4 protein-coding genes and 1 pseudogene are annotated in these 5,792 nt (G+C 65.4%); all 5 read left to right on the top strand.

Features of this window, described 5'->3' with window-relative positions; all coding sequences use genetic code 11:
• The first annotated feature begins 242 nt into the window (after positions 1 to 242).
• Positions 243 to 1,388, top strand: a complete 1,146-nt coding sequence (locus AC5ZFO_RS46975) for an isobutyryl-CoA dehydrogenase (protein ID WP_282522130.1) — start codon at positions 243 to 245, stop codon at positions 1,386 to 1,388.
• Complete coding sequence (locus AC5ZFO_RS46970) at positions 1,385 to 2,452, top strand: enoyl-CoA hydratase/isomerase family protein (protein WP_282522131.1); 1,068 nt, start codon at positions 1,385 to 1,387, stop codon at positions 2,450 to 2,452. Before AC5ZFO_RS46975 ends, AC5ZFO_RS46970 begins: the two co-directional genes overlap by 4 nt.
• A gap of 21 nt (positions 2,453 to 2,473) precedes the next feature.
• A pseudogene (gene mmsB / locus AC5ZFO_RS46965) lies at positions 2,474 to 3,373 on the top strand (3-hydroxyisobutyrate dehydrogenase); the annotation flags it as partial.
• The gene (locus tag AC5ZFO_RS46960) at positions 3,373 to 5,088 is read left to right on the top strand and encodes an AMP-binding protein (protein ID WP_282522133.1); all 1,716 of its coding nucleotides are present in this window, start codon (positions 3,373 to 3,375) and stop codon (positions 5,086 to 5,088) included. The pseudogene mmsB and the gene AC5ZFO_RS46960, both read left to right, overlap by 1 nt.
• On the top strand, positions 5,089 to 5,568 hold the full coding sequence (locus AC5ZFO_RS46955; protein ID WP_282522134.1) for a MaoC family dehydratase: 480 nt from the start codon (positions 5,089 to 5,091) through the stop codon (positions 5,566 to 5,568).
• Positions 5,569 to 5,792: the final 224 nt, after the last annotated feature.

The raw sequence follows: 5,792 nt of genomic DNA, 5'->3' as shown, positions 1-5,792 counted from the left end.
GGCGATCTCAACCAGCACGGCCCGGACTCGGTCCGCTTCTACACCAAGACCAAGACGGTGACCTCGCGCTGGCCGTCCGGCGTCAAGGAAGGTGCGGAGTTCTCGATCCCGCTGATGAAGTAATTCTCCTCGGCCGTCATTGCGGGGAGCGTAGCGACGAAGCAATCCAGCATCTTTCCGCGGAGACAGTCTGGATTGCTTCGCGTCGCCCGCAATGACGAGAGAAAAATGAGCAGCCCGGCATGCAGTTCGCTCTGAACGAGGATCAGGTCGCGGTTCGCGACATGGCGTTGGCGTTTGCGGCCGAGAAGATCGCGCCGCACGCGCTGCGCTGGGACGAGGAAAAGCATTTCCCCGTCGACGTGATGCGCGAGGCGGCGACCCTCGGCATGGGCGGCATCTACATCCGCGAGGATGTCGGCGGCTCCGCCATGACGCGGTTCGACGCGGCGCTGATCTTCGAGGCGCTGGCGACGGGCTGTCCGACCATTTCGGCCTTCATCTCCATCCACAACATGGCGTCCTGGATGATCGATGCCTTCGGCAACGACACCCAGCGCTACAAATGGCTGCCAAAACTCTGCGCGATGGAGCTGATCGCGAGCTACTGCCTGACCGAGCCGGGCGCCGGCTCCGATGCGGCAGCGCTGCGCACCCGCGCCGTGCGCGACGGCGACCATTACGTCCTCAACGGCCAGAAGCAGTTCATCTCCGGCGCCGGCGGCACGGATCTTCTTGTCGCCATGGTCCGAACCGGCGGTGACGGCGCCGGCGGCGTCTCGACCCTCGTGATCGACGGCAATACGCCCGGCGTCTCCTACGGCGCCAATGAGCGCAAGATGGGCTGGAATGCGCAGCCGACCCGCGCCGTGATGTTTGAGAACGCCCGCGTGCCGGTCGCCAACCGCCTCGGCGAGGAGGGCATCGGTTTCAAGATCGCGATGGCCGGCCTCGACGGCGGCCGTCTCAACATCACCGCATGCTCGCTCGGCGGCGCGCAGACCGCGCTCGACAAGGCGCGCACCTACATGAAGGAGCGCAAGGCTTTTGGAAAACGTCTCGACGAATTCCAGGCATTGCAATTCCGTCTCGCCGACATGGCGATCGAGCTCGAGGCCGCGCGCACCTTCCTGTGGCGCGCCGCCGCCGCGCTCGACCGCAAGGACCCCGACGCCACCATGCTCTGCGCCATGGCAAAGCGCTTCGGCACCGATGTCGGCTTCGAGGTCGCCAACCACGCGCTGCAGCTCCATGGCGGTTACGGCTATCTCAGCGAATACGGCATCGAGAAGATCGTGCGCGATCTGCGCGTACACCAGATCCTCGAAGGCACCAATGAAATCATGCGGCTCATCGTGGCGCGCAAATTGATCGAGGGCGCGCGATGAGTTCAGTGGAGGAGGGCGATCTGGTCGCCCGTGTCGAGGGCGCGGCCGGCGTGATCCGGCTCAACCGCCCCAAGGCGATCAATGCCGTGACGCTGGAGATGTTTCGCGACATCGAAAGGGCGCTCGACCGCTTCGAGGCCGATCCGGCCGTCGCCGTGGTCCTGCTGGAGGGGGCCGGCGAGCGCGGCCTGTGCGCCGGCGGCGACATCCGCACGCTCTGGGAAAGCTCGAAGGTCAATGGTGACCTCGGCAAGATCCTGTGGCGCGAGGAGTACATCCTCAACGCCCGGATCAAGAGATTCCCAAAACCCTATGTCGCGTTCATGGACGGCATCGTGATGGGGGGCGGTGTCGGGCTCTCCGCCCATGCCAGCCACCGCGTCGTCACCGACCGCACCAGGCTCGCGATGCCCGAGGTCGGGCTTGGCTTCTTTCCGGATGTCGGCGGCACCTTTCTGTTGTCGCGCTCGCCGGGGGAGATCGGCACGTATTTCGGTCTGACCGGCCAGACCATGAACGGGCCCGATGCGATCCACGCGAAATTCGCCGATGCCGTGGTGCCGGCCGCCAAATGGCCGGAGCTGCGCAACGCGCTGACGAAGGTTGGTCAGGGCGCGACCGCAGCCGATGTCAGCAAGCTCATCGACGGCTTTGCGACCGGTGAGACCGCGGGACCGGTGGCCGCGAAAGAGCCTGTTATCGACGCGCTGTTCGGCTTCGACCGCATGGAGGACATCGTCGCTGCGCTCAAGCGCGACGGCTCCGAGTTCGCGCTGGCCACGTTGAAGACGCTCAACGAGAAATCGCCGCGCGGCATGGTGGTGACGTTGAAGCTGCTACGGCTCGCGCGCGCCGCATCGAGCCTGGAAGAGTGCCTGGTGCGCGAATATCGCGCTGCGCTGGAGGTCTTCCGCAGCGACGATTTCCGCGAAGGCGTGCGCGCGGCCGTGATCGACAAGGACCGCAACCCGACCTGGTCGCCGCCACGTATCGAGGATGTGACGCAGGAGATGCTCGCGCCATATCTCGCCGAGATCGGCGCCGACGAACTGAAGTTCAACTAATCAACGAAACGTCCAGCGGAGGATATCGATATGGCCACGATCGCATTCATCGGTCTCGGCAACATGGGCGGCCCGATGGCAGCCAATCTGGTCAAGGCCGGCCACGAGGTGACGGCGTTCGATCTCGTCGAAGCCTCGCGCGCGCAAGCCAAAGCCGACGGCGCCGGCATTGCCGACAGCGCCGCGGGCGCGGTGAAGGGCGCCGATGTCGTCGTCACCATGCTGCCGGCCGGCAAGCACGTGCTCGGCGTCTGGAGCGAGGTTGTTCCCGCCATGGCCAAGGGCGCGCTGATCATCGACAGCTCCACCATCGACGTCGAGAGCGCGCGGCAGGCGCATGCGCTGGCGGTCAAGCACGGCGTGCTCTCGGTCGACGCACCGGTGTCCGGCGGCACGGGTGGTGCCAAGGGCGCGACGCTCACCTTCATGTGCGGCGGCGAGGAGAGCGCGTTTGCGGCGGCAAAGCCGGTGCTGGAGAAGATGGGCAAGAAGATCGTCCATTGCGGCGGCGCCGGCGCCGGGCAGGCGGCCAAGATCTGCAACAACATGATCCTCGGCATCTCCATGATCGCGGTGAGCGAGGCCTTCGCGTTGGCTGAGAAGCTCGGGCTCTCGCATCAGGCGCTGTTCGACGTCGCCTCCACTTCGTCGGGCCAGTGCTGGTCGCTGACGACCTATTGCCCGGTGCCGGGCCCGGTGCCGACCTCGCCGGCCAACAACGATTACAAGCCGGGCTTTGCCTCGGCGCTGATGGTGAAGGATTTGACGCTGGCGCAGGACGCCGCCAAGGCCGCGGGCGCGGCGACGCCGCTCGGCAAGCATGCGCAGGAGATCTATCAGTCCTTCGATGCCGCCGGGCAGGGCGGGGTGGATTTTTCCGGAATTATCAAGCACGTTAGGGGGCTAGCCGGGAAAGCCTAATGACGACATTTCAGGACGCGCGCGCGTTTCTGCTAAAACACCGCACGGATTACGAGACAGCGGTCAAGGACTTCCGCTGGCCCGATCCGGTTCCCTTCAATTGGGCGCTCGACTGGTTCGACGACCTCGCGAAGGATGCGGACGCCAAGGACCGGCCCGCGCTCTGGATCGTCGATGCCGCGCAGGACCGGCAGACCAAGCTTTCTTTCGGCGCGCTCTCGAAGCGCTCGAACCAGGTCGCCAACTTCCTCCGCGCGCACGGCCTGAAGCGCGGCGACCATCTCCTCCTGTTGCTCGGCAACGTGGTGCCGCTGTGGGAGACGATGCTGGCCGCGATGAAGCTCGGCGTCGTCGTGATTCCCGCGACCACGCTGCTCACCGCGGACGAGCTGCGCGACCGGCTCGATCGCGGCAAGGCGAAGGCCGTGGTCGCGGCCCAGGACCAGGTCGCGAAATTCGCAAGCCTTGGCGCCGAAAATGTCGTGCGCATCGTGGTCGGTGCTGCCTCGGATGGCTGGCTTGCCTATGACGAGGCAGCGAATGCTTCGGAGAGCTTTACGGCTGACGGTCCAACCAATGCCGACGACCCGATGTTGCTCTATTTCACCTCGGGCACCACGGCGAAACCGAAGCTGGTGCTGCACAGCCAGCGCAGTTATCCCGTCGGCCATCTCTCGACCATGTACTGGATCGGGCTGAAGCCGGGCGACGTCCACCTCAACATCTCATCGCCCGGCTGGGCCAAGCACGCCTGGAGCTGCTTCTTCGCGCCGTGGAATGCGGGCGCGACCGTGTTCGTGGTCAACCAGCCGCGTTTCGATGCCAAGGGTCTGCTTGCCACCATCGGCCGCTGCGGCGTCACCACGCTGTGCGCGCCGCCGACGGTATGGCGGTTGTTCATCCAGGAGAACCTTGCGGCGTTCAAGGTGAGCTTGCGCGAGGTCTGCGGCGCCGGCGAGCCGCTCAATCCGGAAGTGATCGACCAGGTGCAGGCCGCCTGGGGCCTCACCATCCGCGACGGCTACGGCCAGACCGAGACCACCGCGCTGGCCGGCAACTCGCCGGGGCAAAAGATCAAGGTCGGCTCGATGGGCCGGCCGCTGCCGGGCTATCGCGTGCAGGTCAGCGACGCCGACGGCAACCCGGCGAAGGAAGGCGAGGTGGCGCTGGTGCTGGGTGCTGACCGTCCGGCCGGCCTGATGCAGGGCTATCAGGGCGACGACGGCCAGCTCTCGGGCGCGGAAGGCGCGCTCTACCGCAGTGGCGACGTCGTATTCGCAGACGAGGATGGCTATCTCACCTTCGTCGGCCGCTCCGACGACGTGTTCAAATCCTCCGACTATCGCATCAGCCCGTTCGAGCTGGAGAGCGTGCTGCTCGAGCATGAGCTCGTCGCGGAAGCCGCGGTGGTGCCGAGCCCGGACCCGATCCGGCTCGCGATCCCCAAGGCCTTCGTGCTGCTGACATCAGGTGCCGAGCGCTCGCCCGAGACAGCGCTCTCGATCTTCAGGCATCTGCACACGCGCCTTGCGCCGTTCAAGCGCATCCGCCGCCTCGAAATCGTCACCGAGCTGCCAAAGACGATCTCTGGAAAAATCCGCCGCGTGCAGCTACGCAGGCTGGAGCGCGACGATGATCGCAGCGATCCGCTGCGCGGCCGGGAATTCCGCGAGGAGGATTTTCCGGAGTTGCCGAAAACACGGAGCGAGACCTAAGTGAACGAAGTCTGGAAGAAGCCGCCGATTGCCCTCGAAGCCTATCAGGCCATGGTCGGCAAGGAGATCGGCGTGTCGTCGTGGCACCTGGTCGATCAGCCTCGCATCGACACCTATGCCGACGTGATCGAGGATCACCAGTTCATCCACGTCGATCCGGAGCGCGCGAGGAAAGAGACCGCCTTCGGCACCACCATCGCCCACGGCTTCCTGACGATGTCGCTGCTGTCGATCATGTCGTACGAGGTGATGCCGGTCATCGCCGGCACCACGATGGGCGTCAATTACGGCTTCGACAAGCTGCGCTTCATCTCGCCGGTGCGCTCGGGCAAGCGCGTCCGCGGCCGCTTCGTGCTGGCGGAAGCCAAGCTGCGCAAACCGAACGAGCTGCAGTCCCGAACCAACGTCACGGTGGAGATCGAGGGCGAGGACAAGCCGGCGCTGGTCGCCGATTGGCTGGGGTTGATCTATTTCGCGTAGGTGCGGCCCGGACTTGACCAAGCCGTCCATCGCTGCTCAAAAGCTGTCCCAAAGCGCGGTGTTTACCCTCTCCCCTTGTGGGAGAGGGTGGCTTCGCGAATGCGAAGCCGGGTGAGGGGTATCTCTCCGCGGGCTCGCCTGTAGAAACAACCCCTCATCCGGCGCTTCGCGCCACCTTCTCCCACAAGGGGCCTGTTGCGTAATTCGTCAATTGTGATTCCCTC

The sequence above is a fragment of the Bradyrhizobium sp. Unk1 genome, from assembly GCF_059512345.1.
This window is presented reverse-complemented; position numbering and strand designations above follow the sequence as displayed.

Bases quoted from the DNA above. Each gene is read 5' to 3' on its own strand.
- AC5ZFO_RS46960 (WP_282522133.1), top strand. From the start codon at position 3,373: ATGACGACATTTCAGGACGCGCGCGCGTTTCTGCTAAAACACCGCACG.
- AC5ZFO_RS46970 (WP_282522131.1), top strand. From the start codon at position 1,385: ATGAGTTCAGTGGAGGAGGGCGATCTGGTCGCCCGTGTCGAGGGCGCG.
- AC5ZFO_RS46975 (WP_282522130.1), top strand. From the start codon at position 243: ATGCAGTTCGCTCTGAACGAGGATCAGGTCGCGGTTCGCGACATGGCG.